30 protein-coding genes and 1 riboswitch are annotated in these 25,059 nt (G+C 62.4%); of the genes, 24 read left to right on the top strand and 6 right to left on the bottom strand.

The genetic code is table 11. The annotated features are described in order from the left end of the window. The first annotated feature begins 48 nt into the window (after positions 1 to 48). Positions 49 to 882, top strand: a complete 834-nt coding sequence (gene mazG, locus M5C01_RS26345) for a nucleoside triphosphate pyrophosphohydrolase (RefSeq protein ID WP_152741511.1) — start codon at positions 49 to 51, stop codon at positions 880 to 882. Positions 883 to 907: 25 nt separating this feature from the next. Continuing rightward, positions 908 to 1,453 carry a DUF2058 domain-containing protein gene (locus M5C01_RS26350; protein ID WP_152741510.1) on the top strand — a complete coding sequence of 182 codons (546 nt, stop codon included), beginning with the start codon at positions 908 to 910 and terminating at the stop codon, positions 1,451 to 1,453. Positions 1,454 to 1,546: 93 nt separating this feature from the next. Here M5C01_RS26350 and M5C01_RS26355 read toward each other — a convergent pair whose 3' ends face one another. The 4 genes from M5C01_RS26355 to purM form a co-directional block, all read right to left on the bottom strand. Then, the gene (locus tag M5C01_RS26355) at positions 1,547 to 1,735 is read right to left on the bottom strand and encodes a hypothetical protein (protein ID WP_100940982.1); all 189 of its coding nucleotides are present in this window, start codon (positions 1,733 to 1,735) and stop codon (positions 1,547 to 1,549) included. A gap of 462 nt (positions 1,736 to 2,197) precedes the next feature. Continuing rightward, positions 2,198 to 2,911 carry a DUF3108 domain-containing protein gene (locus M5C01_RS26360; protein WP_152741509.1) on the bottom strand — a complete coding sequence of 238 codons (714 nt, stop codon included), beginning with the start codon at positions 2,909 to 2,911 and terminating at the stop codon, positions 2,198 to 2,200. An 8-nt stretch (positions 2,912 to 2,919) separates the two neighbouring features. Beyond that, positions 2,920 to 3,570 carry a phosphoribosylglycinamide formyltransferase gene (gene purN, locus M5C01_RS26365; protein WP_152741534.1) on the bottom strand — a complete coding sequence of 217 codons (651 nt, stop codon included), beginning with the start codon at positions 3,568 to 3,570 and terminating at the stop codon, positions 2,920 to 2,922. Between the two features lie 11 nt (positions 3,571 to 3,581). After that, on the bottom strand, positions 3,582 to 4,640 hold the full coding sequence (gene purM / locus M5C01_RS26370; protein WP_100940951.1) for a phosphoribosylformylglycinamidine cyclo-ligase: 1,059 nt from the start codon (positions 4,638 to 4,640) through the stop codon (positions 3,582 to 3,584). 379 nt (positions 4,641 to 5,019) lie between these two features. Between purM and M5C01_RS26375 the strand changes: the two genes are divergently transcribed. From M5C01_RS26375 to M5C01_RS26400, 6 genes are all read left to right on the top strand, one after another. Continuing rightward, positions 5,020 to 6,084: a DUF2066 domain-containing protein gene (locus M5C01_RS26375; RefSeq protein ID WP_152741508.1), complete on the top strand. Its 1,065-nt coding sequence runs from the start codon at positions 5,020 to 5,022 to the stop codon at positions 6,082 to 6,084. Positions 6,085 to 6,133: 49 nt separating this feature from the next. Then, on the top strand, positions 6,134 to 7,207 hold the full coding sequence (locus M5C01_RS26380) for an AI-2E family transporter (RefSeq protein ID WP_152741507.1): 1,074 nt from the start codon (positions 6,134 to 6,136) through the stop codon (positions 7,205 to 7,207). 124 nt (positions 7,208 to 7,331) lie between these two features. Further along, positions 7,332 to 8,036, top strand: a complete 705-nt coding sequence (gene hda / locus M5C01_RS26385; RefSeq protein WP_100940947.1) for a DnaA regulatory inactivator Hda — start codon at positions 7,332 to 7,334, stop codon at positions 8,034 to 8,036. A 211-nt stretch (positions 8,037 to 8,247) separates the two neighbouring features. Then, positions 8,248 to 8,883, top strand: a complete 636-nt coding sequence (locus tag M5C01_RS26390; protein WP_103498986.1) for an NlpC/P60 family protein — start codon at positions 8,248 to 8,250, stop codon at positions 8,881 to 8,883. A 232-nt stretch (positions 8,884 to 9,115) separates the two neighbouring features. After that, positions 9,116 to 9,652: a C40 family peptidase gene (locus tag M5C01_RS26395; RefSeq protein ID WP_103498987.1), complete on the top strand. Its 537-nt coding sequence runs from the start codon at positions 9,116 to 9,118 to the stop codon at positions 9,650 to 9,652. Between the two features lie 24 nt (positions 9,653 to 9,676). Further along, positions 9,677 to 10,339, top strand: coding sequence for a class I SAM-dependent methyltransferase (locus tag M5C01_RS26400; protein ID WP_152741506.1), 663 nt, complete (start codon positions 9,677 to 9,679; stop codon positions 10,337 to 10,339). Between the two features lie 9 nt (positions 10,340 to 10,348). Here M5C01_RS26400 and M5C01_RS26405 read toward each other — a convergent pair whose 3' ends face one another. Beyond that, on the bottom strand, positions 10,349 to 10,927 hold the full coding sequence (locus M5C01_RS26405; protein WP_103498989.1) for a hypothetical protein: 579 nt from the start codon (positions 10,925 to 10,927) through the stop codon (positions 10,349 to 10,351). A 306-nt stretch (positions 10,928 to 11,233) separates the two neighbouring features. Between M5C01_RS26405 and M5C01_RS26410 the strand changes: the two genes are divergently transcribed. The 16 genes from M5C01_RS26410 to M5C01_RS26480 all read left to right on the top strand — a co-directional run bounded on the left by M5C01_RS26410 (position 11,234) and on the right by M5C01_RS26480 (position 23,649). Continuing rightward, complete coding sequence (locus tag M5C01_RS26410) at positions 11,234 to 11,698, top strand: N-acetyltransferase (RefSeq protein WP_248764414.1); 465 nt, start codon at positions 11,234 to 11,236, stop codon at positions 11,696 to 11,698. Between the two features lie 33 nt (positions 11,699 to 11,731). After that, positions 11,732 to 11,905, top strand: coding sequence for a hypothetical protein (locus M5C01_RS26415; RefSeq protein ID WP_178129974.1), 174 nt, complete (start codon positions 11,732 to 11,734; stop codon positions 11,903 to 11,905). A 127-nt stretch (positions 11,906 to 12,032) separates the two neighbouring features. Then, positions 12,033 to 12,254, top strand: a riboswitch (cobalamin riboswitch). Between the two features lie 82 nt (positions 12,255 to 12,336). Next, entirely contained in the window at positions 12,337 to 12,948 is a 612-nt protein-coding gene (gene cobO / locus M5C01_RS26420) for a cob(I)yrinic acid a,c-diamide adenosyltransferase (protein ID WP_103498991.1), read from the top strand. After that, positions 12,945 to 14,303 (top strand): cobyrinate a,c-diamide synthase, encoded by a 1,359-nt coding sequence (locus M5C01_RS26425; protein WP_152741504.1) that lies wholly within the window; start codon positions 12,945 to 12,947, stop codon positions 14,301 to 14,303. Before cobO ends, M5C01_RS26425 begins: the two co-directional genes overlap by 4 nt. Further along, positions 14,300 to 14,950 carry a 5,6-dimethylbenzimidazole synthase gene (gene bluB, locus M5C01_RS26430; RefSeq protein ID WP_152741503.1) on the top strand — a complete coding sequence of 217 codons (651 nt, stop codon included), beginning with the start codon at positions 14,300 to 14,302 and terminating at the stop codon, positions 14,948 to 14,950. The genes M5C01_RS26425 and bluB overlap by 4 nt, the downstream gene beginning before the upstream one ends. Beyond that, the gene (cbiB, locus tag M5C01_RS26435; RefSeq protein ID WP_103498994.1) at positions 14,947 to 15,855 is read left to right on the top strand and encodes an adenosylcobinamide-phosphate synthase CbiB; all 909 of its coding nucleotides are present in this window, start codon (positions 14,947 to 14,949) and stop codon (positions 15,853 to 15,855) included. Before bluB ends, cbiB begins: the two co-directional genes overlap by 4 nt. After that, positions 15,848 to 16,840, top strand: coding sequence for a threonine-phosphate decarboxylase CobD (cobD, locus tag M5C01_RS26440; protein ID WP_152741502.1), 993 nt, complete (start codon positions 15,848 to 15,850; stop codon positions 16,838 to 16,840). Before cbiB ends, cobD begins: the two co-directional genes overlap by 8 nt. Next, positions 16,837 to 18,291, top strand: a complete 1,455-nt coding sequence (locus M5C01_RS26445) for a cobyric acid synthase (RefSeq protein WP_152741501.1) — start codon at positions 16,837 to 16,839, stop codon at positions 18,289 to 18,291. Before cobD ends, M5C01_RS26445 begins: the two co-directional genes overlap by 4 nt. A 12-nt stretch (positions 18,292 to 18,303) precedes the next feature. Beyond that, positions 18,304 to 18,825 (top strand): bifunctional adenosylcobinamide kinase/adenosylcobinamide-phosphate guanylyltransferase, encoded by a 522-nt coding sequence (gene cobU / locus M5C01_RS26450; protein ID WP_152741500.1) that lies wholly within the window; start codon positions 18,304 to 18,306, stop codon positions 18,823 to 18,825. Then, positions 18,822 to 19,877, top strand: coding sequence for a nicotinate-nucleotide--dimethylbenzimidazole phosphoribosyltransferase (gene cobT, locus M5C01_RS26455; protein WP_152741499.1), 1,056 nt, complete (start codon positions 18,822 to 18,824; stop codon positions 19,875 to 19,877). Before cobU ends, cobT begins: the two co-directional genes overlap by 4 nt. Further along, positions 19,874 to 20,449, top strand: coding sequence for an alpha-ribazole phosphatase family protein (gene cobC / locus M5C01_RS26460; protein ID WP_152741498.1), 576 nt, complete (start codon positions 19,874 to 19,876; stop codon positions 20,447 to 20,449). The genes cobT and cobC overlap by 4 nt, the downstream gene beginning before the upstream one ends. Next, complete coding sequence (locus tag M5C01_RS26465) at positions 20,446 to 21,183, top strand: adenosylcobinamide-GDP ribazoletransferase (protein WP_178129973.1); 738 nt, start codon at positions 20,446 to 20,448, stop codon at positions 21,181 to 21,183. Before cobC ends, M5C01_RS26465 begins: the two co-directional genes overlap by 4 nt. 51 nt (positions 21,184 to 21,234) lie before the next feature. Then, positions 21,235 to 21,648, top strand: a complete 414-nt coding sequence (locus M5C01_RS26470) for a MarR family winged helix-turn-helix transcriptional regulator (protein ID WP_152741497.1) — start codon at positions 21,235 to 21,237, stop codon at positions 21,646 to 21,648. A 61-nt stretch (positions 21,649 to 21,709) separates the two neighbouring features. Further along, positions 21,710 to 22,909 carry an MFS transporter gene (locus M5C01_RS26475; RefSeq protein ID WP_177102187.1) on the top strand — a complete coding sequence of 400 codons (1,200 nt, stop codon included), beginning with the start codon at positions 21,710 to 21,712 and terminating at the stop codon, positions 22,907 to 22,909. Further along, positions 22,906 to 23,028 (top strand): hypothetical protein, encoded by a 123-nt coding sequence (locus M5C01_RS32935; protein ID WP_255916951.1) that lies wholly within the window; start codon positions 22,906 to 22,908, stop codon positions 23,026 to 23,028. Before M5C01_RS26475 ends, M5C01_RS32935 begins: the two co-directional genes overlap by 4 nt. A 69-nt stretch (positions 23,029 to 23,097) precedes the next feature. Beyond that, positions 23,098 to 23,649, top strand: a complete 552-nt coding sequence (locus M5C01_RS26480; RefSeq protein WP_152741496.1) for a glutathione peroxidase — start codon at positions 23,098 to 23,100, stop codon at positions 23,647 to 23,649. A gap of 83 nt (positions 23,650 to 23,732) precedes the next feature. Here M5C01_RS26480 and M5C01_RS26485 read toward each other — a convergent pair whose 3' ends face one another. After that, a complete protein-coding gene (locus M5C01_RS26485) occupies positions 23,733 to 24,983 on the bottom strand; it encodes an outer membrane protein transport protein (protein ID WP_152741495.1) in 1,251 nt (416 codons plus the stop codon). Positions 24,984 to 25,059 lie beyond the last annotated feature (76 nt).

The raw sequence follows: 25,059 nt of genomic DNA on the forward strand, positions 1-25,059 counted from the left end.
AGGTTCGCGGTGTGTTCCGGGTAGTGACAAAACCGAATGAGATCACCGATGTACAGCCTTCAAGACCTGCTCCACCTCATGGCCCGTCTGCGCGACCCGCAATACGGCTGCCCCTGGGACATCAAGCAGACCTACGCGACGATTGTCCCCTACACCCTGGAGGAGGCTTACGAAGTCGCCGACGCCATCGAGCGCAGCGACTTCGAGCACCTGCAGGGAGAACTGGGCGACTTGTTGTTCCAGGTGGTCTATTACAGCCAGCTGGCGCGGGAAGAGGGACGCTTCGAATTCGACGGCGTGGTCGACAGCATCACCCGCAAGCTGATCCGTCGTCACCCCCACGTCTTTCCCACCGGCGATCTCTACGCACCCGTGGACCTGCCGCGCTTGAGCGAGGAGCAGGTCAAGTTGCGCTGGGACGAGATCAAGGCCCAGGAGCGTGCGGAGAACCACCGCGCGCCCGAACAGCTTTCCCTGCTCGACGACGTACCGGCCGCCTTGCCGGCCTTGTCCCGGGCGGCGAAGTTGCAGAAGCGCGCAGCCACGGTCGGTTTCGACTGGTCGGACGCCTTGCCGGTGGTGGGCAAGATTCGCGAAGAGCTCGACGAAGTGCTCGAAGCCATGGCCGACAACGACCCGGCGGCGATCACCGATGAAGTCGGCGACCTGCTGTTTGCGGTGGTCAACCTGGCCCGGCACCTCAAGGTCGACCCGGAAAATGCCTTGCGGGGCGCCAATGGCAAATTCGACAGACGTTTCCGTTTTATCGAACAGGCATTGCGCGACACCCACCGTCCCATGGAAGATTGCACCCTCGAAGAGTTGGACGCCTTGTGGGGCGAAGCCAAACGTCAGGAAAAGAATAGGCCCAGCTGCGGCTGAGCCGTTGCCCAAGTGAGTAAGCACCATGAGTCTTTCCCTTCGCGACCAGTTGCTCAAAGCAGGACTGGTCAACCAGAAGCAGGCCAAACAGGTCGGCAAAGAGAAACAGAAGCAGCAGCGCCTGGTCCACAAGGGCCAGATCGAGGCTGACGACACCCAGTCGCGCCTGGCCCAGGAAGCGCAGGCCGAGAAGGTCAAGCGCGACCAGGAGCTGAACCGCCAGCAGCAGGAAAAGGTCGAGGCCAAGGCCCGCGCGGCCCAGGTCAAGCAATTGATCGAAACCTCGCGCCTGCCCAAGCTGACCACCGAGGACTACTACAACTTCGTCGACGACAAGAAGGTCAAGCGCCTGTCGGTCAACACCTTGATGCGCAACAAGCTGAGCAATGGCTCCCTGGCGATCGTCCATCACGGTGGCGGTTATGAGGTGATCCCCCGTGAAGCGGCGCTGAAGATCCAGGAGCGGGCGCCTGAATGTATCGTCCAGCTCAACATCCTGAGCGAAGCCCAGGTGCCGGACGAGGATGATCCGTACGCGGCCTACCAGATCCCTGACGATCTGATGTGGTAACCCGCCAGTCCTGCTGAAAGGAGACGGCTGGAAACGACAAACCCCGCCAGGCAGCGGGGTTTGTCGTTTTACAAGTCTGTCACTGCCAGGCGTTCAGGACGCCTGCATCTCGCGTTTCTTCTCGAGGGTTTCCAGCTCGTTCTTATAATTATGAGCGTCGGTCTCGTTGTGAAACATGCCTACCAGGAGGTCCTGCTGGTGTACATCCCAGATTCGAATGCCGTGGGCAACGCCTTCATGGGACATGTGTGCATCATCGCGTTCGGTTACTTTTACGGTCATCTGCAAGCTCCAGTCTCTGTTGAACTGCGGCAACGCGTCGCAGGCCTCTGTTATATGATTCATTAGCCTCCTACGTAAATCGGTAACGGACGGAATTTATTCTTGCGAGAAACGCAATAATGGCCGAAGGCCCGGATTGCTTGGGTTTGCGCTTTTCGAGCGAAAGTTTTCTGACAAAAGTTTCATCTTGGCTACGCTGCAAAACAGCGTCCCAGACGCTTGCAAACGTGGTTATGCAAGAGGGTGGCGGTGAATGTGAGATAGCTTTCGCGGGCAAGCCCTGCTCCTACAGTCTTGTGTCGTTCACTGATTTTATATGCGACAAGAGACTGTAGGAGCAGGGCTTGTCGGGACGCTGCACCGCCGCGAAGAGGCCCTTGAGCCTTGCAACATCCGTTTGCATGCAGCAGCGAGCAGGCATAAAAAAGCCCCGCATTCGCGGGGCTCCTTATGCGGCCAGAATCAGCTGCCCTTGACCTCTTTGCCGGCCACGGTGCCTTCCTGGAGCATGATGTTGTACTCCTTGCCGTCGGTTTCCACCTGTTGCAGGCGGACCAGCAGGTAATCCCAGTCCTTGGCGAACCACATCACGGTGGTGCGCTTGTTCTGCGTCGGGTCGCGCACGCGCTCGACCTTGATCGCATCGACCGAGCCGGCCTTGGTGCTGACTTTTTCCGCGCCCAGCACCCGGAAGTCGTAGGTGTCGGTGTCGGTACCTTCGACCACTTGGTAGCTCATGCTTTTCTTGCCGGCCGCGACATCACGTTGCAGGGCCAACTGATAAGTCGACTTGTCGAGCATGCCGCTGTTCAGAGGCACCTTGACCGGATCACCGCGATCGGTGCCGGTGACCATCTTTGACGCCCAGTCGAAGTCCAGGTTGATCTTCTTCGCCTTGCCCAGGCCGCCACGTTCGAAGTTGTAGCTCTGTGGCAACAGGGTGTCCTTGTCGAGGCGGATGGTGCTTTCCTCGGTCAGGCTGGCGATCATCATGGAAGCCTTGAAGCTCAAGGTCCAGGTGCCGTTATCGTTTTTCGACAGGCTGCGCTCGGCCGAACCGCTCATGGGCAGTTGTTTCCAGTCGGCGGTATAGCTGGCGGAGAAAGGTTGAAGATCCGCTGCTTGCACTGCCGGCAAGGCGAGCAGGGTAAGGGCGAAGAGCAGGGCACGACGCATAAAATCTCCTAGGTTCGAATCATTTGGCCGCTGGCCGCGAGTAATTGACCGTCCAACAATGCACCCTGTTCGCCCAGGACCAAACGCCCCTCGGCAAACCAGCGTACCGCCAGCGGATAAATCCTGTGTTCCTGGGTGTGGACCCGTTGCGCCAGACTCTGCGCGGTATCGTCAGACTCTACCGTAACCACAGCCTGTACGACCAGAGGCCCGCCATCGAGTTCCTCGGTGACGAAGTGCACGCTGCAGCCATGCTCCCGATCACCGGCTTCCAGCGCGCGCTGATGGGTGTGCAGGCCTTTGTACTTGGGCAGGAGAGAGGGGTGGATATTCAGCAGGCGTCCCTGGTAGTGGCGGACGAAATCAGCGCTGAGAATGCGCATGAAGCCGGCCAGGACCACCAGTTGCGGATTGAAGGCGTCGATCAGTTCGATCAAGGCCGCGTCGAAGGCTTCGCGGCCGTCGAAGGCCTTGTGGTCCAGGGCGCGGGTTTCGATCCCCGCGTCCCGGGCGCGTTGCAGGCCATAGGCGTCGGCGCGGTTGGAGATCACCGCGGCGATGCGGGCCGGATTTTCGCCGGTCCGCACGTCGTCGATCAGGGCCTGCAAGTTGCTGCCGGTACCGGACAGCAACACCACGACGTTACAGGTCGAGGTCATCGGCTCGGACATCAGTGAGCCTTGAGGTTCTTCAGCTCGACCTGGGCAGCGCCTTCAGCGGCAGTGGCGATCTGGCCGATGACCCATGGCTGTTCGCCGGCTTCGCGCAGGACGTTCAGTGCTGCTTCGACGTGTTCCTGGGCGACGCAGATGACCATGCCGACACCGCAGTTCAGCACGCGGTGCATTTCGGTTTCGTTGACGTTACCTTTTTCCTGCAGCCAGTCGAAGACCGCCGGACGCTGCCAGCTGGCCACGTCGACCACGGCCTGGGCGCCTTTTGGCAGGACGCGCGGGATGTTGTCGAGCAGGCCGCCGCCGGTGATGTGGGCCATGGCCTTGACCGCGCCGGTGTCCTTGATCAGCTTGAGCAAGGGCTTGACGTAGATACGGGTCGGCGCCATCAGCAGGTCGGTCAGCGGCTTGCCGTCGAGCTGGATGGTTTCGATGTCGGCACCCGACACTTCGATGATCTTGCGGATCAGCGAGTAGCCGTTGGAGTGCGGGCCGGAAGACGGCAGGGCGATCAGGGCATCGCCGGCGGCGACTTTCGAGCCGTCGATGATCTCGGCCTTTTCCACCACGCCGACGCAGAAACCGGCCAGGTCGTAGTCTTCGCCTTCGTACATGCCCGGCATTTCAGCGGTTTCGCCGCCTACCAGGGAGCAGCCGGCCAGTTCACAGCCGGCGCCGATGCCGGTAACCACCTGGGCGGCGGTGTCGACATTGAGCTTGCCGGTGGCGTAGTAGTCGAGGAAGAACAGCGGTTCGGCCCCGCAGACCACCAGGTCGTTCACGCACATGGCCACCAGGTCGATACCGATGCTGTCATGCTTGTTCAGGTTCAGTGCCAGGCGCAGCTTGGTGCCGACGCCGTCGGTGCCGGAGACCAGGACCGGCTGCTTGTAACCGGCCGGGATCTCGCAGAGGGCGCCGAAACCGCCCAGGCCGCCCATGACTTCCGGGCGCGCAGTGCGCTTGGCCACGCTCTTGATGCGTTCGACCAATGCTTCACCGGCGTCGATGTCTACACCGGCGTCCTTGTAGCTCAGGGAGGGTTGCTTGCTCATGATCCAGGCCTTTAGGGGGGATTCAGGGGGTATCGACCGGCAGCGGTTGGGTCTCATGGGGAACACGAACGGGTTCGGGTTTCCTGGGAGGCCGGATGCTCGCCGGTCTGCGAAGGCGCGCGATTTTATCAGGCTTGGGCAGCAGCGGCCATCCTCGGGCCGACGGCAGGGTCATATCGTGTTAAAAAAATCCCTGTACGCTCGTGCTGGCCGCAATTGACGTGGCTGTATAAGGTATAGCCCTTGACCCGCGATCTTTATGACGGGGAAAAACTTTTCAGCGATTGTGTGAATAATGGCACTGCACCGTGGTCCTAAACCTGTCGCCTTGTATTCACGCGGTCTTTACCTGCCGCTTTCTGTCCGTCGGGAATTTTTCATGCGTCTGATCAAATTATTGAGTGCCGGCTGTCTTTCCCTGTTGAGCCTGGTGATCCACGCGCAAACCCTGAATGGCTTGTACCAGGTACGGGAACCGGTCGGCAGCCAGACCCCGGATGAACGCAACCAGGCCACCCAGCGTGCCCTGGAAACCCTGGTATTGCGCCTGACTGGCGATCCCAAGGCGCTGCAGAACCCCGGCTTGGCCGAAGTGCGCAAGGACCCGCAGCAAATCATCAGCCAGTACGGTTACGACGCCGGGCCGCCGGAAAGCCTGCAGGTGGATTTCGACCCGGTGAGTACCGACCGAGCCTTGCGCGGTGCCGGGCTGGCGCTGTGGGGCAGTAACCGACCGGCGATTCTCGGTTGGTGGCTGAACGATTCGACCGAGGGCTCCAACCTGGTCGGTGACGGTCAATCGGCCGCCGAGCCGTTGCGTCGGGCGGCGCAACACCGTGGCCTGCCACTGCGTCTGCCGTTGGCCGACCTGAACGAACAGATCGTCGCCACGGCGAAGAACCTCGAAGGCAGCGATGCCTCGCCGTTGCACGACGTGTCCGAGCGCTACGGCGCCGATGCGCTGCTGGCGGTGCATGCCCATGAAGAGGGCGGGCAGTGGCAGGCCAAATGGCGCTTGTGGCTGGGCGACCAGAAAGAGCAGGGCACGGCCCAGGGCGCCGACAGCGCCGCGTTGGCGGATGCGGTGCTGTTGGCGGTGAGCGAACGCCTGGCGCCGCGTTTTGCGGCCAAGCCCGGGGTGGCGACTGAACAACGGCTGGAAGTGCAGGGCATGACCCTGGAGCGTTACGCGGCCCTGGAACATTTGCTCGAACCCTTTGGCGGTCGGCCACAAAGCGTGGACGGCGACCGGATCATCTATCAGGTCAACGGCAGTGCCGAACAGCTGCGCGCGCAACTGGGGCTGGCGAAGTTGCAGGAGATCCCGGCGGGCGAAGCCTTGCCGGCGGTGACGGCCAACGCGACGCCAGTCTCCCCAGGCGCCCCGGCCGCGGCACCTGTTGCACCTGTACCTGCGGCGGCGCAGTTGCGTTTCCGTTGGTAGGTTTTCGGTTCTATTGAATTTCTTTCTATATATAAGGCAGAGGTCGTCCATGACCGACACACGTCGATGGTTCTGGTTGGGCGCGGCGATCCTGCTGTGCGTGTTCGTGTACCTGTTGCACCCGATACTCTCGCCGTTCCTGGTGAGCCTGCTGCTGGCCTATATGTTCGACCCGCTGGTCGACCGCCTGGAAAAACTCGGGATGTCCCGGACCTGGGGCGTGGTCTCGGTGTTCGCGCTGTTTATCCTGGTGTTGATGACCTTGCTGCTGGTGCTGGTACCGATGCTGGCCAAGCAGTTCTTCCGCCTCTATGAACTGGCGCCGCAGATGCTCGACTGGCTGCAGCACACCGCTCTGCCCTGGGCCCAGCACAAGTTCGGCCTGGCCGACGGTTTCTGGAAGTTCGACAAGGTCAAGGCAGCCATCAGTGAGCATATGGGCCAGACCGGCGACATCGTCGGCGTGGTGCTGTCCCAGGCGACAGCTTCCAGCCTGGCACTGATCGGCTTCGCGGCGAACCTGTTGCTGGTGCCTGTGGTGAGTTTCTACTTGCTGCGGGACTGGGACCTGATGACGGCCAAGATCCGCAGCCTGCTGCCCCGTGACCGCGAGGCGCAGATTGTCTCCCTGGCGGGCGAGTGTCATGACGTGCTGGGGGCGTTCATGCGCGGCCAGTTGCTGGTGATGCTGGCGTTGGGGGGGATCTATGCCGGTGGCCTGATGCTGGTCGGCCTGGAATTGGGCCTGTTGATCGGCCTGCTGGCCGGGCTGGCGGCCATCGTGCCTTATATGGGCTTTGTGATCGGCATCAGCGCGGCGATGATCGCCGGCCTGTTCCAGTTTGGCGGTGACCTGTACCCGATGATCGGCATCCTCGCGGTGTTCATGATCGGCCAGGCCCTGGAGGGGATGGTGCTGACGCCGCTGCTGGTCGGCGACCGCATCGGCCTGCACCCGGTGGCGGTGATCTTCGCGATCCTGGCCGGGGGTGAACTGTTCGGTTTCACGGGCATATTACTGGCCCTGCCGGTGGCCGCGGTGATCATGGTGCTGGTGCGGCATATGCACGATCTGTACAAAAGTTCGGACATGTACGGCGGCCGGGAAGACCCCGATCTCTGAAGAGCGCACGCAAACCTTTGATTTTGCTTGTGGTCTGTTGCATTGTGCACCCAGCCTCACGGGTATAAACTTTGCAGACTTTACACAGAGGCCACTAACGGTTCCCGGTAACCGTTCAGTCAGCATGAAACCGATTCAGCTGCCCCTAGGTGTGCGTCTGCGTGATGACGCCACCTTCATCAACTACTACCCAGGCGCCAATGCCGCTGCACTCGGCTATGTCGAGCGGCTATGCGAAGCCGACGCCGGGTGGACCGAAAGCCTGATCTACCTCTGGGGCAAGGACGGCGTGGGGCGTACCCACCTGTTGCAGGCAGCGTGCCTGCGCTTCGAGCAGATGGGGGAGCCGGCGGTGTACCTGCCGTTGGCGGAGTTGATGGACCGTGGGGTCGAGTTGCTCGACAACCTCGAGCAGTACGAGTTGGTGTGCCTGGACGACCTGCAAGTGGTCGCCGGGCGCGCGGATTGGGAAGAGGCGCTGTTTCACCTGTTCAACCGTCTGCGTGACAGCGGGCGACGCCTGCTGATTGCCGCCTCGACTTCGCCCCGTGAACTGCCGGTCAAGCTGGCCGACCTGAAATCGCGCCTGACCCTGGCGCTGATTTTCCAGATGCGCCCCCTCTCGGATGAAGACAAGCTGCGGGCTTTGCAACTGCGTGCTTCAAGACGCGGCCTGCATTTGACCGACGAGGTAGGACATTTCATCCTGACCCGTGGTACTCGCAGCATGAGCGCCCTGTTCGAATTGCTCGAACGGCTCGATCAGGCCTCGTTGCAGGCCCAGCGCAAGCTCACCATACCCTTTCTAAAAGAGACCCTGGGCTGGTAAAACCGGGGCTTTCAGCGCGTTTTCGCCAAATTCCAGACGTCACAAAACCCACGCCGGAAGCTTTCTTTCGGGCGTGTGGGATCCGTTTGGGTATTAAGTCCTTAGATGTTTTCAAGAAACGACCGAGTCACATCCTGTCCCATAAAATTTGCAAATGAGGGTGATAGAGGGCATAGTCGCGTTTCCTTACAAATCAGCCACGGTCGTGCCCATGCTAAATCGCTTCGCACCCCTCGTGCCTCTCGCACTTGTTACCCTGTTGTTCGGTTGCGCGGCGCATACGCCGGTTTCGCAACAACAGGTCGATAATTCGGTCAAAACCGCCTCGGTTTCTGGCGTCAAATCCTCGGCCGTACTGGACGATGAGCTGGCCACGGAAAAAGAACTCGCCGAGTTCGCCGACGGCAAGCCTTACCGGTTGCCTGTCCTTGCTGACAGCATTCTCGAACGTGGCATGTCCCTGATCGGTACCCGTTACCGTTTTGGCGGCACCAACGAGAGCTCCGGCTTTGACTGCAGCGGCTTCATCGGTTATCTGTTCCGTGAGGAAGCCGGGCTCGACCTGCCGCGCTCCACCCGTGAGATGATCAACGTGAAGGCGCCGCTGGTTGCACGCAACAAGCTCAAGCCGGGTGACCTGCTGTTCTTCGCCACCAATGGTCGTCGCGGTCGTGTCAGCCACGCCGGGATCTACCTGGGGGATGACCAGTTCATCCACTCCAGCAGCCGCCGTAGCGGTGGTGTGCGGATCGACAGCCTGGGCGACAGCTATTGGAGCAAGACCTTTATCGAAGCCAAGCGCGCCCTGGCGATGGCTCCCACTACGGTCACCGCCAGCAACCGGTAATCACTTGGACGTTTTCAGCGCCATCGGCCTGGTTGATGGCTAAAAGCCAGGTTCCAATGCCAGGCAAGCTGTACAAAAAACGTCCGAAGTTAAAGTGATACTTGAAGTTTGGCGTATAGCCGCTAGAATCCTGACATATTGTTGAGTATCTGACCGCGCGAGCCCTGCTTGCGCGGTTTTGATTTCTCTACGCCACGGCAGAGAAAGCCGCATTCAGTCAGGATTTCTGCACATGTCGACCACGGCCCGTATTGCCTTGATTGCCTTCACCGCATTGCTCGGTGCCTGTGCCGGCCATGCGCCGCCGCCGCCAGCGCCGGTGGCTCGTCCCGTGGTGTTCGCCTCCCCGCAACCCTCCTCGCCAGAAGCAGAAGACGTGCTGTTCCGCGCCTTGGGCCTGGTCGGCACGCCCTATCGTTGGGGGGGCAACACACCGGACTCGGGTTTTGATTGCAGTGGCCTGATTGCCTACGTGTATCGCGATATGGCGGGCATCAACCTGCCGCGTTCGACCCGCGAGATGATTGTGATGCGGGCGCCGAGCGTGCCGCAGAACGCCTTGCAGACCGGCGACCTGATCTTCTTCGCCACCAATGGCGGCTCCCAGGTCAGCCATGCCGGCATCTATGTCGGTGAAGGCCGTTTCGTCCATGCGCCGGCCACTGGCGGCACGGTGAAACTGGACAGCCTGTCCAAGGCCTATTGGCAACACGCCTACCTGAACGCCAAACGTGTGTTGCCGGCCGGGCACCTGGCGAGCAACCCTTAATCACCGAGTTACCGCGAGGTTGTCATGACCGCTCGCACCCTCAAGCTGGACGATGCCCTCTACGGTTATCTGCTGGACGTTTCCCTGCGCGAAACGCCGTTGCTCAAGCGACTGCGCGACGAAACCCAGGCGCTGCCCATGGCGCGCTGGCAGGTGGCGCCTGAGCAGGGCCAGTTCCTCGCGCTGCTGGTCAAGCTGACCGGCGCCCGACGATTGCTCGAAGTCGGCACCTTCACCGGCTACAGCGCCTTGTGCATGGCCTCGGCCTTGCCGGAGGGCGGTAGCCTGCTGTGTTGCGACATCCCCGGGGACTACAACGCCACTGCGCTGCGCTACTGGCGGGAGGCGGGCCTGGCCGAACGTATCGAGTTGCGCCTGGCGCCGGCGCTGGAGACCCTGGCGCAGTTGGAGCAGCAGGGGCAGGGCGGGCAGTTCGACCTGATGTTCATCGATGCCGACAAGGCCAATTACCCGGCGTACCTGGAAAGTGCCTTGCGCTTGTTGCGCGCGGGCGGCCTGGCGATTTTCGACAACACGCTGTGGAGCGGTCGGGTGCTGGAAGTGAATACGCAAAGCGCCGACACCCGGGCCATCCAGGCGCTGAACCGGGCCTTGAAGGATGACGCGCGGGTGGATCTGTCGTTGCTGCCGTTGGGCGATGGTTTGACTTTGTGCCGTAAGCGTTAGGGGGCCTGTTCAGGCCTCCTTGAACAGCAGGGCGATGCCGGGGTGATACTGGCCGGCTTCGTTGTGCAATTTGCGATAGGCGTAGGGAAAGTACCAGGCCACGGCGCAGCTGTTGGCTTTTTGCAGGTCGTCGACCATATCTTGCAGGTCTTCCGGGCTGGGGCTCTGCTGCGGTTTGAACGGCGAGACGAACAGGCAGCCGAGTTTCAGGTGATGGGGGTGGCTGATCTTTTTCGCATCGCTCGCCACATCCAGCAGGGCCGGCATAGGGTTCAGGTTGTTGACCTTGGGCCAGCGTTGCGTGGCCTGGATATAGACCGACTCCTGCGCGGTGGATATCTGCAGGTCGCAGCGTCCGCTGCGGTCACCGTCTTCGATCTGCTTCTTGGTCGGAAAATGCTCCAGGCTGACCATTTCCGCGGCCCAGGCGGCTACCGACAGCAACCCCAGGTTGGCCCGTTCATTGAACCAGTAGGGCGCCTGACCGTCACCGAGGAGTTGATTGTAGCGATCAATGCATTCAGGCCAGCGTTCCAGGGCGGGACGCAGGAATTCCAGTTTCGGATTGTTGATGATCAGGCCTTGCATGGGACTACCCTTTATTTATTGTTGGTCGGGTTGTGGCTATTTGATATCACCTTGGTCAACGTAGCACAAATTCTGGCGCCGGTTTTTTGATCTTGGTCGGGGTTTGGAGGAGCGCTCGGCTTTGAGCTGGCTGTCGCACCCAGTGACACATCAGCTATGCAGATAAAGAAATCTATCTGTAGTCTTTGGGAGTCGTTATCTATTGCGTTATGCGCTTTAAGTCCAAGCGAAATGAGTAGAGTCCCCAAGTTCAATAGCCTCAAGTACGAGGTTTTTCGATTCCAGGCGAGGCGTCTTGCTTATCAGATGTTCGCCAGTGACCCTGAGTGCATCGCTGCCGGTATCGACACCCGTCAGGTTCGGTTTGAGCCGATCGATCACTGCGCGATAGCGGCGACGGAGCATTGGGGCGCGCGTGCAACTCTCTATCCATGGGAAGAAGTGAGAAAGTGGAAACGGACCGATCTGAAAGGGTTTGACCTGGCATTGTGGTTCGGTCCTGAGTTGTGCGGTTTATGCTATGCGACGCCAAGGAAGAGTAGGATTTGTATAAAAATCATTCTCTTGGAGGGGCGGGGCGACAAAACGCATCCTCTGAAAGGTCTGGTTGCATCCTTGTCCCTGTCTGCCGTTGATTTCTATGCTCGCATGCTCAAATGCAAGGAAATTGAGGCGCAAGACCCGGCAAAGGGAGCTATCGCCTTGTACAAGGAGTTGGGGTTTGATTTTGGCGATGACGGTCGCCTTGTGATTTCTGTAGCGGGTCATTAAGATCTCTTTAATTGTCAAGACACAGAGGTGTCTATGAAAACGACTAAAAACGCTGCGAAAGCGGCCATGATTGCCAAATTCACCACTGAAGCCATGTCGTTGGCTGCTGTGGGTTTTTCTGAAAATCAGCGTCGTTTTCTCAAGGTCGGTTTGAACCGTGGCAAGGAACTCGAGCCTGCTGGTGTGCTCGCGGGGGCTCGCTCCTGACATTGGCTCCAACTACCGACTTTGGCAAAAGGCTTCCTCCCAAATTGTCTACAAACGCCCCGCCTGGCCCGGGGCGTTTGCTTTTCTGACACCGGCTTTATTTGACGCTCCACCCCCAACCCTCTAACCTTCGCCGATTGTTTCAGGTGCTCTGTGGCGAACCGCCGACAGGGTGAAACAGGGAAGCCGGTGAGCCCTTCGACAGGCGCGATTCCGGCGCTGCCCCCGCAACGGTAAATGAGTCAAGACCGCGCCTTGAGCCACTGTGTCCTGCGACATGGGAAGGCGCGCGGTCCCGCGAATACGCAGCTCATGAGCCCGGAGACCGGCCTGATCCATCCCACAGCGTCACGGCGGGCGATGCTGGACGGCCCCGGCCGCGTTTTTTCCTGCCCCCCGTTTGCCTTATCCAGCCCCAACGGAGAGCTGCCATGAACGAATCCCCCGATCGCGACGAACGTCACCTGGCGCGCATGCTGCGCAAAAAGGCCGTTATCGACGAGCGTATCGCCAGTGCCCCGAACGAATGCGGCCTGCTGCTGGTACTGACCGGCAACGGCAAGGGCAAGAGCAGCTCGGCCTTCGGCATGCTCGCCCGGGCCATGGGCCATGGCATGCAGTGCGGCGTGGTGCAATTTATCAAGGGACGCAACAGCACCGGCGAAGAGCTGTTCTTCCGGCGCTTCCCCGAGCAGGTGCGCTTCCATGTGATGGGCGAGGGCTTTACCTGGGAGACCCAGGATCGCCAGCGCGATATCGCCGCCGCCGAAGCCGCCTGGACAGTCTCCCAGGAAATGCTCCGTGATCCGAGCATCGGCCTGGTGGTGCTCGATGAGCTGAATATCGCCCTCAAGCACGGTTATCTGGACCTCGACCAGGTGTTGACCGACCTGCAAGCCCGTCCGCCGATGCAGCACGTGCTGGTCACCGGCCGCGGCGCCAAGCCGGAAATGATCGAGCTGGCCGACACCGTGACCGAAATGGGCCTGCTCAAGCATGCGTTCCAGGCCGGGATCAAGGCCCAGAAGGGCATCGAACTATGAGGCAAACGCGTCATTGCCCGGCGGTGCTGATCGCCGCGCCGGCTTCCGGCCAGGGCAAGACCACGGTGACGGCGGCCCTGGCGCGCCTGCACCGCAATCAGGGGCGCAAGGTCCGGGTGTTCAAGTGCGGCCCGGATTTTCTCGACCCGATGATTCATGAGCGCGCCAGCGGTGCGCCGGTCTATCAGCTGGATTTGTGGATGGTCGGCGCCGAGGAAAGCCGCCGGCTGCTCTGGGAAGCGGCGGGCGAGGCCGACCTGATCCTGATCGAGGGTGTCATGGGGCTGTTCGACGGCACGCCGTCGAGCGCCGATCTGGCCCGACATTTCGGTGTGCCGGTGCTCGGAGTCATCGACGGTACGGCCATGGCCCAGACCTTCGGCGCCCTGGCCCTGGGGCTGGCGCGTTACCAGCCGGACCTGCCGTTCGCCGGGGTGCTGGCCAATCGCGTCGGCACCCTGCGTCACGCGCAGTTGCTCGAAGGCAGCCTGACCGAAGGCCTGCGCTGGTACGGCGCGCTCTCCCGGGAAACCGGGATCGAGCTGCCGAGCCGCCATCTCGGCCTGGTGCAGGCCAGTGAATTGAATGACCTGGACAGGCGCCTGGACGCGGCCGCCGAGGCCCTGGCTGGCAGTTGCGAGGTCGCATTGCCGCCGCCGGTGGCCTTCGAGGCGCCCGATCCGCTAGCCGCCGAGCCGCTGCTGGCCGGTGTGCGCATCGCCGTCGCCCACGACGAGGCCTTTGCCTTCATCTATGGCGCCAACCTGGACCTGCTGCGGGCCATGGGCGCCGAGTTGCGGTTTTTCTCGCCGATCCACGATCAGGTCTTGCCCGAGGCGGACAGCCTTTACCTGCCCGGTGGTTATCCGGAGCTGCATCACCTGGCCCTGGCGCAGAATGCCCCGATGCTGGCGGCGATCCGTGCCCACCACCAGGCCGGAAAGCCCTTGCTCGCCGAGTGTGGCGGGATGCTCTATCTGCTCGATGCGCTGACCGATGTCGAAGGACAACGCGCCGAACTGCTCGGATTGCTAGCAGGTGAGGCGACGATGCAGAAGCGTCTCGCGGCCCTGGCCTTGCAGGCGGTGGAGTTGCCGGAAGGGCTGTTGCGCGGTCACACCTATCATCATTCGTTGACCACCACGGTGCTCGAGCCGATTGCCCGGGGCCTGAGCCCCAATGGCGGGCGCGGCGCCGAGGCGGTGTATCGCCAGGGGCGGATGACCGCCTCTTATGTGCATTTTTATTTTCCGTCCAACCCGCGGGCGATTGCCGCGCTGTTGGCACCGGATACCCACTCTGCCAAGGCCGGCGCACTCTCGGAGCGCGCGGACTTACCCGCGCGGAGGCCATGACCGACAACGCTTTTAACCCTGAAGAACGCGCGGCGGTCTACCGTGTCATCGGTGAACGCCGCGATATGCGCCACTTTACCGGTGGCAGCGTGGCGCCCGAATTGCTCTCGCGCCTGCTGGAAGCGGCGCATCAGGCGCCCAGTGTCGGGCTGATGCAGCCCTGGCGCTTTATTCGTATTACCGACCGCGCATTGCGCGGCCAGATCCAGCAGTTGGTGGAAGAAGAACGGATCCGCACCGCCGAGGCCCTCGGTGAGCGTTCCGATGAATTCATGAAGTTGAAGGTCGAGGGCATCAACGACTGTGCCGAGGTGCTGGTCGCCGCGCTGATGGACGATCGCGAGCGCCATATCTTCGGTCGGCGGACCTTGCCGGAAATGGACATGGCGTCCTTGTCCTGTGCCATCCAGAATCTCTGGCTGGCGTCCCGCGCCGAAGGCCTGGGCATGGGCTGGGTCTCGCTGTTCGAGCCGTTGGCCTTGGCGCAACTGCTCGGTCTGCCGGCGGGGGCCAAGCCGCTGGCGGTGCTGTGCCTGGGCCCGGTCCAGGCATTTTATCCGGCACCGATGCTGGTATTGGAAGGTTGGGCGCAGCCGCGTCCCTTGAGTGAATTGTTGTATGAGAATTATTGGGGAGTGAGTCAATGAGTGTGGCGTTGTTGAGTGTCGCCGGGGTTGCGCTGGATGCGCTGCTGGGCGAACCCAAACGCTGGCATCCGCTGGTGGCGTTCGGCCGTCTGGCGGACCGTATCGAACAACGTTTCAACTCCGGCGGACGTGGCTGGCGCAGTCACGGGGTCACCGCCTGGGTGCTCGCGGTGCTGCCGCTGACCCTCTTGGCCACGGCCTTGTCGTGGGCGCCTTATATCGGCTGGCTCGTCGAAATCCTCGCGCTCTATTGCGCCCTCGGTCTGCGCAGCCTCGGCGAGCATGTGATCCCCGTGGCCCAGGCGTTGCGCAGCGACGACCTGGATCGCGCCCGCCAGCGGGTGAGTTATCTGGTCAGCCGCCAGACTACGGAACTCGATCACACTGAAGTGGCCCGCGCGGCCACCGAATCGGTCCTGGAAAACGGCAGCGATGCGGTGTTCGCCGCGTTGTTCTGGTTTGTCGTGGCCGGTGCGCCTGGCGTGGTGCTCTATCGCCTGAGCAATACCCTCGATGCCATGTGGGGCTACCGCAACGAGCGCTTCGAGCGTTTTGGCTGGGCGGCGGCGCGGATCGACGATGTCTTGAACTATATTCCTGCACGCTTGGTGGCTCTGACCTACGCCTTGCTTGGTAAAACCGGACTGGCGCTGCAATGCTGGCGCCGCCAGGGACCGACCTGGGACAGCCCGAATGCCGGGCCGGTGATGGCGGCGGGCGCCGGCGCGCTGGGGGTCGAGTTGGGCGGGGCGGCGATTTATCACGGTGAATTGCACCAGCGTCCGCAGTTGGGCGAAGGGGAGCCGGCCACCGCCGACTCCATCGACCGCGGCTGGCAGTTGGTGCAACGGGGTGTGTGGTTGTGGTTGCTGATTCTCTGTCTGGGAGCTGAGATCTATGCTTGAGCACGGCGGACGCCTGCGCAAGGCGGTGGAACACTACGGCATTGCCGAGTCCGATTGGCTGGACCTGTCCAGTGGCCTGGCGCCCTGGCCCTGGCCGATCCCACCGATCCCCGAGCGTGCCTGGGCGCGCCTGCCGGAAACCGATGACGGCCTGGAACAGGCCGCCTGCACCTACTACGGCGCGCCCCAGGTGTTGCCGGTGCCCGGCTCCCAGGCGGCGATCCAGTTGCTGCCGCGCCTGCGTCGTGCGGGCAAGGTCGGTGTGCTGTCGCCTTGTTACGCCGAGCACGCCGAAGCCTGGCGACGCAACGGCTACATCGTGCGCGAAGTGCTGGAACACGAAGTCGATTTTTTTCTCGACAGCCTCAATGTGCTGGTGGTGGTCAATCCGAACAATCCCACCGGCCTGAGCCTGGCCCCGGAGCGGTTGCTGGAATGGCATGCGCGCCTGGCCCAGCGCGGTGGCTGGCTGGTGGTGGACGAAGCCTTTATGGACAACACCCCGCAGCGCAGCCTGGCGGCCCACAGTCATAGGGGCGGGTTGATTGTCCTGCGCTCGTTCGGCAAGTTTTTCGGTCTGGCCGGTGTGCGCCTGGGCTTTGTCCTCGCCGAAGGCCAACTGCTCAGGTTGCTCGCCGAACAGGTCGGGCCCTGGGCGGTCAGCGGGCCGACCCGGGTGCTGGGGCAGGTGTGCCTCGCCGATACCGCCGGCCATGAGCGCCAGCGTGTGCGCAGCGAACAGGCCAGTCATCGCCTGGTGGCATTGTTGACGCGTTTCGGCCTGGCCCCCCAGGGCGGTTGCGCGCTGTTCCAGTGGTTGGTGACGGCGCGGGCCGAGGCGCTGTATGAGTTCATGGCACGGCGGGGCATTCTGCTGCGCCTGTTCACCCAGAACAGCAGCCTGCGTTTCGGCCTGCCCGCGGATGAAGCGCACTGGTTGCGCCTGGAGCAGGCGCTGCTGGCCTTTGCCGGGGAGCCGGCATGACCACCCTGATGGTGCAAGGCACCACCTCCGATGCCGGCAAAAGTACCCTGGTGACTGCGCTGTGCCGTTGGCTGACTCGCCAGGGCGTACGCGTGGTGCCATTCAAGCCGCAGAACATGGCGCTCAACAGCGCGGTGACCGCCGACGGCGGCGAGATCGGCCGGGCCCAGGCGGTCCAGGCCCAGGCGGCGGGCCTTGTGCCCCACACCGATATGAACCCGGTGTTGCTCAAACCCAACAGCGATACCGGCGCCCAGGTGATTATCCATGGCCGCGCCGTGACCAGCATGAACGCCGTGGCCTATCACGATTACAAAGCCATCGCCATGCAGGCGGTGCTGGCCTCGCACCAGCGTCTGAGCGCCACCTATCCGGTGGTGATGGTCGAAGGCGCGGGCTCGCCGGCGGAGATCAATCTGCGTGCCGGGGATATCGCCAACATGGGGTTCGCCGAGGCGGTGGATTGCCCGGTGTTGCTGATTGCCGATATCAATCGCGGCGGGGTGTTCGCCCATCTGGTGGGCACCCTCGAACTGCTGTCGCCCAGCGAGCAGGCGCGGGTCAAGGGCTTTATCATCAACCGTTTTCGCGGCGATCTCGCGCTGTTGCAGCCCGGGCTGGATTGGCTGGAACAGCGTACCGGCAAGCCGGTGATCGGCGTGCTGCCCTATGTGCTGGACTTGCACCTGGAAGCCGAGGACGGCCTCGACCAGCGTCAGGCCGACAAGGCCGACCAGGTACTGAAGGTGGTGGTGCCGGTGCTGCCACGCATCAGCAACCATACCGATTTCGATCCGTTGCGCCTGCATCCCCAGGTCGACCTGCAATTTATCGGTCCCGGCCAGGCCATTGCGGCCTCGGACCTGATCATCCTGCCCGGCTCCAAGAGCGTGCGCAGCGATCTGGCCTATCTGCGCCAGCAGGGCTGGGACACGGCGATCAACCGTCACCTGCGTTATGGCGGCAAGGTGCTGGGCATCTGCGGTGGCCTGCAGATGCTCGGTGAGCAGGTGCATGATCCCCTCGGGTTGGAAGGGGCGCCTGGCTCCAGTGCCGGGTTCGGCCTGCTGGCCCTGAGCACCGAGCTCGAGCAGGAAAAACAACTGCGCAATGTGCACGGCCGTCTGGCGTTGGAAGAGGCTGAAGTCAGCGGTTATGAGATCCATGCCGGGGTCACCGTCGGTGCGGCGCTGGAGCAGCCGGCCGTGCACCTGGACGATGGTCGTTGCGACGGTGCCCAAAGCGCCGACGGGCAGGTGCTCGGGACTTACCTGCACGGTTTGTTCGAGTCGCCCCGGGCGTGCAGTGCCCTGCTGCGCTGGGCCGGCCTGGCGCAGGTGCAGGAGGTGGATTATCACGCCCTGCGCGAACGCGACATCGAACGCCTGGCCGACCTGGTGGAAAAACATCTGGATACCGACCGCTTGCGTCAGCTCTGCGGTCTTGAATAAGGGCGTCCTGACATGCTGCAACTGATTCTCGGTGGTGCCCGTTCCGGCAAGAGTCGCCTGGCCGAACGCCTGGCGGCTGAAAGCGCGCTGTCGGTGACCTATATCGCCACCAGCCAGCCTCTGGACGGCGAGTTGAACGAGCGGGTCGCCCTGCATCGCCAGCGTCGTCCGGCCCATTGGCAGTTGATCGAAGAGCCGCTGGAGCTGGCCCGGGTCCTGGGTGAAAACGCAGCGGCCGACACCTGCCTGTTGGTGGATTGCCTGACCCTGTGGTTGACCAATCTTTTAATGCTGGAGGACGCCGAGCGTTTGAAGGTCGAGCGCGAAGCCCTGTTGTCGAACCTGGCGCAATTGCCGGGAGAGATTATTTTTGTCAGCAACGAAACCGGTCTGGGTATCGTCCCGTTGGGCGAATTGACTCGCCGTTATGTCGATGAAGCCGGTTGGCTGCATCAAACTCTGGCCGAGCGTTGTCAGCGTGTGGTGCTGACAGTCGCCGGTTTGCCCCTGACTTTGAAAGGAACTGTGTTATGAGTGAATCGTGGTGGCTGAACCCGTGCAAGGCGATTGATCTGCAGGCGCAAGATGCGGCATTCGAGCGTCAGCAGCAACTGACCAAACCCACCGGCTCCCTGGGCCAGTTGGAGCAGGTCGCGGTGCAACTGGCGGGTCTGCAGGGCCGGCTCAAGCCGCGGGTCGATACGCTGTGGATCGCGATTTTTGCCGGTGACCATGGCGTGGTGGCTGAAGGCGTATCGGCTTATCCGCAGGAAGTGACCGGGCAGATGCTCGCCAACTTCGTCGGCGGCGGTGCGGCCATCAGTGTGCTGGCGCGGCAACTGGGCGCGCAGTTGGATATCAACGACCTCGGCACGGTCACGCCGATGCTCAACCTGCCAGGTGTGCGTCATCTGCAGATCGGCGCCGGGACTGCGAACTTCGCCCAAGGCCCGGCCATGACCGATGCCCAGGGCCGCCTGGCGCTGGAAGCCGGGCGTGACAGCGTACGGCGCGCGGTAGCAGCGGGCAGCGAGTTGTTTATCGGCGGCGAAATGGGCATCGGCAACACGGCTTCGGCCAGCGCGGTGGCCTGTGCGTTGCTGAAATGCCCGGCGGCGTTGTTGGCCGGCCCCGGCACCGGGCTCGACCCGGCCGGCGTCAGCCACAAGGCGCAGGTGATCGAGCGGGCGCTGGCGCTGCATGCCGAACACACCGACGATGGGTTGCAGGCCTTGTTCCGCCTGGGCGGTTTCGAGATCGCGGCGCTGGCCGGGGCCTATGTGGCTTGTGCCCAGGAGGGCGTGGCGGCGCTGGTCGACGGCTTTATCTGCACTGTTGCGGCGATGGTCGCGGTGCGCTTGAATCCCGAGTGTCGGCAGTGGCTGATCTTCGCCCACCGTGGCGCCGAGCGCGGGCATCGGCATGTGCTGGAGAGCCTGCTGGCCGAACCGTTGCTCGATCTGGGCCTGCGCCTGGGCGAAGGCAGCGGCGCGGCGTTGGCGGTGCCATTGGTGCGCCTGGCCTGCGACCTGCACGGGCAGATGGCGACCTTTGCCGAGGCGGCCGTGGCGGATCGCCCGGCATGAGTGTGCGCCTGGACCTGTTGCGTCACGGCGAAACCGAACTGGGTGGCGGCTTGCGCGGCAGCCTGGACGATGCCTTGACACACAAGGGCTGGGAGCAGATGCGTGCCGGTGTGGCGCAGCAAGGGCCTTGGGATCGCCTGATCAGTTCGCCCTTGCAGCGTTGCGCGCGGTTTGCCGAAGAGCTGGGCGCGCGCCTGGGGCTTCCGGTCGAGATCGAGGGTGACCTGCGCGAATTGCATTTCGGTGCCTGGGAAGGGCGGAGCGCGGCGGCGTTGATGGAGACGGACGCCGACGATCTGGGGCGGTTCTGGTCCGATCCTTACGGCTTCACACCACCGGATGGCGAGCCGGTTGAGCTGTTCGCCGAGCGGGTACTGGCGGCGGTGTCGCGCTTGCAGCAGCGCTATGCTGGCCAGCGCCTGCTGTTGATCAGTCATGGTGGGGTGATGAAGGTTCTGCTGGCTCGTGCCCGTGGCTTGCCGCGCGAGCAGCTATTGCAGATCGAGGTGGCCCATGGCGCCTTGTTCACGCTGCAGGTGGCGGCTGACGGTGGGATGGGGGAGACGCCGTGAGCCGCTTGCCGTTCTGGATCGCCTTGCAGTTTCTCAGCAGCCTGCCGATTCGTCTGCCGGGCATGCCGGAACCTCGGGAGATGGGGCGGTCGTTGTTGTGCTACCCGCTGGTGGGGTTGCTGTTCGGCGGCGTGCTTTATGCACTCGATTGGACGTTGGCGGGGGCACCGCTGTTGCTCCATGGCGCTTTGTTGCTGACGGCCTGGGTGCTGCTCAGCGGCGGCCTGCACCTGGACGGCCTGGCTGATAGCGCGGATGCCTGGCTGGGTGGTTTCGGCGATCGTGAGCGGACCTTGTTGATCATGAAGGACCCGCGCAGTGGGCCGATTGCCGTGGTCACGCTGGTGTTGGTGCTGCTGTTGAAGTTCTGTGCCTTGCTGGCGTTGATCGAGCAACAGCAGACAGTGGCGTTGCTGCTGGCGCCGCTGATCGGTCGTAGTGCCTTGCTTGGGTTGTTCCTGACCACGCCTTATGTGCGTGCCGGTGGATTGGGGCAGGCATTGGCCGATCATCTGCCGCGCCGGGCCGGCTGGTACGTGTTGCTGGCGAGTGCGTTGTTCTGTGGGTTGCTGGCCGGGTTCAAGGGCGCTGGGGCGGTGTTGCTGGCGGTGTTGGGTTTCTGCTGGTTGCGGCAACTGATGATGCGACGTCTGGGCGGCACCACCGGCGACACGGCGGGGGCGTTGCTGGAGTTGCTGGAAGTGCTGGTGCTGGTGGGGTTGGCGCTGTTCTGAAGGCGTTGCGCAAAACTTGTTTTCACTGTGTCACAGGTATATACACACGCCATGTTATCAACCGATTGCTTATGCATCTGCCTGCGTCGCGCCGCTCGTGGCGTCAGCAGACATTACGACGGCGCTCTCGACGGCTTCGGGATCAACGTTGCCCAGTATTCTCTGCTGTGCAATCTCAAGCGCCTCGACCAGCCGAGCATTTCCAGCCTGGCCGAAGCCATGGGCCTGGATCGCAGTACTCTCGGGCGCAACCTGCGGGTGCTGGAGTGTGACGGCCTGGTGGCCCTGACCGAAGGCGCCGACCAGCGTAACCGCCTGGTCCGGCTCACCGACGCCGGGGCCGAACGGCTGGTGGCCGCCGGGCCCGCCTGGGAAGCGGCGCAGCAGCGTCTGGCGAACCGCCTGGGTGATGAAAAGCGCGCGGCTCTGGTAGCCTTGTTGGAAGAGTTGGCAAGCGGCGAGTAATCGCCGTTTTATCGACATAAAACGGGTATATACCCGCTAAGGAAGAACAATAATGACCTCGATGTGGCGTGCCAGTGGCTGGATTTTGCTCGGGAGTGCGCTGATCCTCGCGCTGTCCCTCGGGATAAGGCACGGTTTCGGGCTGTTCCTGCCCCCCATGAGCGCGCAGTTCGGCTGGGGCCGCGAAGTATTCGCCTTTGCCATCGCCTTGCAGAACCTGATATGGGGCCTGTCCCAACCCTTTACCGGCGCCCTGGCCGACCGCTTCGGCGCGGCGAAAGTGGTGTTGATCGGTGGCGTGTTGTACGCCGTCGGGCTGGTGTGCATGGGCCTGTCCGATTCCGCCCTGACCCTGTCCCTGAGTGCGGGCCTGCTGATTGGTATCGGCCTGTCGGGAACCTCGTTCTCGGTGATCCTCGGTGTGGTCGGACGTGCCGTACCGCCGCAGAAGCGCAGCATGGCCATGGGTATTGCCAGTGCCGCCGGATCCTTCGGCCAGTTCGCCATGCTGCCGGGGACCCTGGGGTTGATCGGCTGGCTCGGCTGGTCGACGGCGTTGCTGGTGCTGGGCGTGCTGGTGGCGCTGATCGTGCCGCTGGTGAGCATGCTCAAGGACAAGCCGCTGCCCAAGCTTGAGGGTGAGCAGACCCTGTCCGAGGCACTGCGCGAGGCCTGTTCCCATTCCGGCTTCTGGTTGCTGGCGTTCGGCTTTTTTGTCTGTGGTTTCCAGGTGGTATTTATCGGTGTGCACCTGCCGGCCTACCTGGTCGACCAGCACCTGCCGGCCACGGTCGGGACCACGGTGCTGGCGCTGATCGGTCTGTTCAATATCTTCGGTACCTACACCGCCGGCTGGCTCGGTGGACGGATGTCCAAGCCACGCCTGCTGACTGCTTTGTACCTGGCGCGGGCGGTGGTGATCGTGGTGTTTCTCTGGGTGCCGGTGACGCAGTTCAGTGCCTATCTGTTCGGCATGGCCATGGGCTTTCTCTGGTTGTCGACGGTGCCCCTGACCAATGGCACCGTGGCGACGCTGTTCGGCGTGCGCAATCTCTCCATGCTCGGTGGCATCGTGTTTCTCTTCCACCAGTTGGGGGCCTTCCTCGGCGGTTGGCTGGGTGGGGTGGTGTATGACCACACCGGCAGCTACGACTTGATCTGGCAGGTCTCGATCCTTCTGAGCCTGCTCGCTGCGGCCTTGAACTGGCCGGTGCGTGAGCGGCCCGTGGCGCGGTTACAGGCGCAGGCGGGCCTGGCATGAGTGCCTTCTGGTCGCGACTGCTGGCCCTGGCGCTGATCGCCTTGCTGCTGGCGCTGGCCTGGTGGGGCTGGCACCAGGGCGGCCTGGCGTTGATGCAGTTGGGCATGGGCGCTTGTTAAGAGCGGCTTGCTAGGAAGGGGAGCCGGCGCGTAAGTTGACGGCTCGATCTCTTTTCCAGGATTCAGGATATGGCGATGCGCTGGCTGGCGGTTCCTGCCGTTTTGATGGCCTTTTCCGGGGCGGCCCTGGCTGCCGGTTGTCCGGAACTCTTGCAGGGACAATTGCCGAAGTTACGGGCCAAGGAGTCCATCGATCTTTGCCAGCGTTTTGCCGGCAAGCCGCTGCTGATCGTCAATACCGCCAGCTTCTGTGGCTTTGCCCCACAGTTCAAAGGCCTTGAGGCGCTCTATCAGCATTACAAGGGCCAGGGCCTGGAGCTGATCGGCGTGCCGTCGGATGACTTCAAGCAGGAGTCCGACGATGGCGCCGAGACGGCCAAGGTCTGCTATGTGAACTATGGCGTCACCTTCACCATGACCGAACCGCAAACGGTCAGAGGGCCGGATGCCGTGCACCTGTTCAAGGTGCTGGCGCAGCAGAGCGTGGCACCGAAGTGGAATTTCTACAAGTATGTGGTGGACCGCCAGGGCAAGGTGATCGCGCATTTCTCCAGCCTGACCAAACCCGACAATCCCGAGCTGATCGAGGCGGTGGAGAAGGCCATCGCCTCGAAGCCCTGATAAATATCAGGTAATAAAAAACCCGCATCAGACGATGCGGGTTTTTTCTATCCAGCTAGCGAGCGATTCAGGCTCGTCGTGAATCAGAACTTGTACGTGGCGCCCATGCCATAGCCCCATGCGCTGTTTTCGTACGTGGAGCTGTAGGCGCCTTTACCCGGGACGTTGAGGTTGACGTTGACGTCTTCTTCCTTGAGGTAGGAGACGGCGAGGTCGATGGTCAGATCGTCGGTTGGGCTCCAGCCGGCACCGAAGCTGATGGCGCGGCGATCACCCGTAGGGATACGCACGGAGCGATCGGTGTTGTTGGTGGGCGCCTGGTCAACCGACAAGCCGCTGCGCAGTACCCATTCCTTGTTGACGCGATAGGAAACACCGATGGCCGAAGCCCAGGTGTCGTGCCAGTTTTGTTGCTCGGTGATGCTAGTGAGCTGCGGGGCGAGCGGTCCGGTCACACCCTGGTTGTTAATGGTGATGTTTTGCAGACGGCTCCAACGGGTCCAGGTAGCACCGCCGTAGACAGTCCACTGATCATCCAGTTTCTGGGTGATCGAGAAGTCTACGTTCTCTGGCGTGGTGATATCCAGGGAGCCTTTGTAGCGCGCATCGGGAATACCGAAGCCGGTGAGGCCGGTGACGCTGGTGTGGCCATCCAGCGAGTAACTGACCTTGGAATGGTAGGTCAGGCCCAGGCGGGTGGTGTTGGTCGGTTGGACAATCACACCGACGTTGTAGCCCACTGCGGTGTCATCACCCTTGACGTCGACAAAGCCGTTACCAAGAGCCAGCGTGGAGCTCAGTTCGCCGCTGAGACGGTTGAAGGTCGGACCGCCACCGATAGACACCATATCGTTGATGGCATAGCTGACAGTCGGTTGCAGAGTGACAACCTTGACTTCGCTCTTCTGGCCGTAGTTGGCGCCAGCAAAGCCGCTTTCATAATCGGTTATCAGGCCGAAAGGTGCGTAGGCCCCCAGACCCACTGCCCAGCCATTACCCAGTTGTTTGACGATGAAGCCATTGGGTACGGACGTGAACGGGACCATATCGCCGTCGTTGGTGCCGCCTCGGCGACCGCCGCTGGCGTTCCTGATATCGGTCTTGGCATCGATGGTTGCTACACCCGCGGTCACTTGATCGCGACCGAGCAGGGACATACCGGCAGGGTTGCCGTAAACGGTACTTGCATCTTCGGCAGAAGAAGATCGACCCGCATAACCGGTCCCCATCCCGCTGATGCTCTGTTCGTTGAGGGCAAAGCCGCTCGCGAAAAGCTGGGTGGATGCCAGAGCAACAGAAAGGCTGAGAGTGGTCTTGAGCATTACTTTTTTCATTATTAGAACTCCGTGGTGATCACCGAGGCGAAAAGTAGCAACATTTTCGCCCCGGCGCTATAGGGTGAATTGCTGG

The sequence above is a fragment of the Pseudomonas sp. MWU12-2319 genome (genome assembly GCF_023242525.1).
Taxonomy (GTDB): Bacteria; Pseudomonadota; Gammaproteobacteria; order Pseudomonadales; family Pseudomonadaceae; genus Aquipseudomonas; species Aquipseudomonas gingeri_D.